We start from the raw sequence: 1,955 nt of genomic DNA, 5'->3' as shown, positions 1-1,955 counted from the left end.
CCGTCGACGGCTCGACCGCCAGCTGACGCCTCCACCGCCCGGGTCGCCGGCCTACTCCTGGACGGCGACCTCGACGCAGCCACCGCCACGCTGCTTGGCGCGGTACATCGCCTCGTCGGCCCGGCGCACGAGCTCCTCGAAGCCGTACGGCGGCGCCACGGCGATCCCGATGCTGAGCCCGGCGACCAGCTCGCACTCGGCCAGCTGCGCGGGCTCGCGACACGTCTCGAGGATGCGGTTCGCGATCACGAGGGCCTCCTCGACGCCCGTGTCCTCGCAGATCACCGCGAACTCGTCACCACCCAGCCGGCCGACCGTGTCGGTGCCGCGCACCGAGGTCAGCAGCCGCGCCGCGACCTCGCGCAGCACCGCGTCCCCGGCCTCGTGGCCGTGGCTGTCGTTGATCTGCTTGAACTCGTCGAGGTCGATGAAGAGCACCGCGGTGCCCTTGCCCTCGAACCGGCGGTGCCGCGCGGCCGCGGTCTCGAGCCGGTCGAGGAACAGGTAGCGGTTGGGCAGCGACGTGAGTGGGTCGTGCAGCGCCCGGCGTCGCAGCGCGCGCTCGGCGTTGCGGGCATCGGTCACGTCGTAGACCGAGACCAGCGAGCCCAGGTGGCCGTTGCGGCTGTTCAGCGGCCGGCGGGACACCTCGAGGATCCGCTCGCTCCCGTCGGGGCGCAGGTGCACGACCTCGTTCGAGGTGACCTCGTCGACCGTCCGCAGCTCGGGGAGGCCGAACAGCTCGCGCGGGTCCACGCCGTACATCTCGTCGACCGTGAGCCCGACGAGCTGGGCCGCCGTCTCGTTCGCGAACATCACGCGACCGTCCGGCGAGGTCGCCATGATGCCTTCCTGGGCGGTCTCGACCATCGCGCGGTGCAGGGCCTCGGAGAGCCGGAGCGCCTCTTCGGTGCGCACCCGCTCGGTGACGTCACGCAGGTTGGCCACGATGCCGCCGATCTCGGGGTCGTCGAGGCAGTTGGTCGCGGTGATCTCCATCCACCGCCAGCGCTCCTCGCCGTCTCGCAGCCGCAGGATCGCGTGCTCGGCCGTGCGCGGCTCGGCGAGGAGCCGGTAGCGCATGCCGGCCAGGATGGGCGCGTCCGAGGGGTGGAGGTACTCGCGGCCCTGGCGGTGCAGCACCTGCTCGGGCCGGTAGTGCAGCAGCCGGGCCAGCGAACCGCTGACGTAGGTGATCCGCAGCCGGTGGTCCATCACCACCGCGGTCTCCCACGCGCGTCGACCGAGGGCGTCCGCGAGCACCCGGCGGGCCTCGTCGGCGTCGCCGTCCGCGACCACCGCGCCTGCGTCGTCCGCGTCGTCGCGGTCGTCCTCGAAGGGCTCGTCGAGGCCCCCGACAGAGGCCGCGATGGCGTAGGGGCGACCGTCCTGCTCACGCAGCAGCGCCGCGTCGAGCCGCAGGCTGAGGTCGCCGCCGCCCGCGTCGCGGAACAGGCCGCGGTAGCTGATCGAGTCGATCTCTCCGTCACCGAGCCGCGCCAGGCGGGTGACCACGCGGTCGGCCTCGACGGGGTGGACCAGGTCGACGATGTCGCAGTCGGCGAACCAGCCCTCCCCGTGCCCGAAGAGCTCGCACCAGGCCGGGTTGACCGCCTCGAGGTGGCCGCCGAGGTCGAGGATCGCCTGCGGGGTGGTGGCCTGGTCGAAGTGCGCCCGCGACATCTCGAGCGCTAGGGCGAGCTCGCGCCGCTCGTGGAGCTGCGCGGTCACGTCCCGCAGGATCACGACCACGCCGGAGATCGTGTCGTCCGGTCCCTCCACCGGCCCGAGGGTGACCTGGGCGGTGAACGCGGACCCGTCGTGGCGCACGCCCTCGTCGACGAAGGGCTCCACGCGCTCCCCGGCCAGCAGCCGCGCGACGGCCGCCGCGGCCCGCGTGCTGCCCTCGCGGGGGAACACCGTCCCCAGCTCGTGCCCGGCCAGCTCGCTCGGCG

General features: G+C 73.6%; 1 protein-coding gene. It reads right to left on the bottom strand.

Going from position 1 to position 1,955, the window contains the following annotated elements; genetic code table 11:
• Window positions 1–51 precede the first annotated feature (51 nt).
• The coding region (locus Q0L15_RS21005) for a PAS domain S-box protein (protein WP_296606669.1) at window positions 52–1,955 on the bottom strand (1,904 nt) is incomplete at its 5' end.

Origin of the sequence: Nocardioides sp. (genome assembly GCF_024509035.1) — a bacterium.
In the GTDB taxonomy this organism is placed as follows: Bacteria; Actinomycetota; Actinomycetes; order Propionibacteriales; family Nocardioidaceae; genus Nocardioides.
The sequence above is the reverse complement of the archived record's forward strand: the minus strand, read 5'-3'. Positions and strand labels throughout refer to the sequence as shown.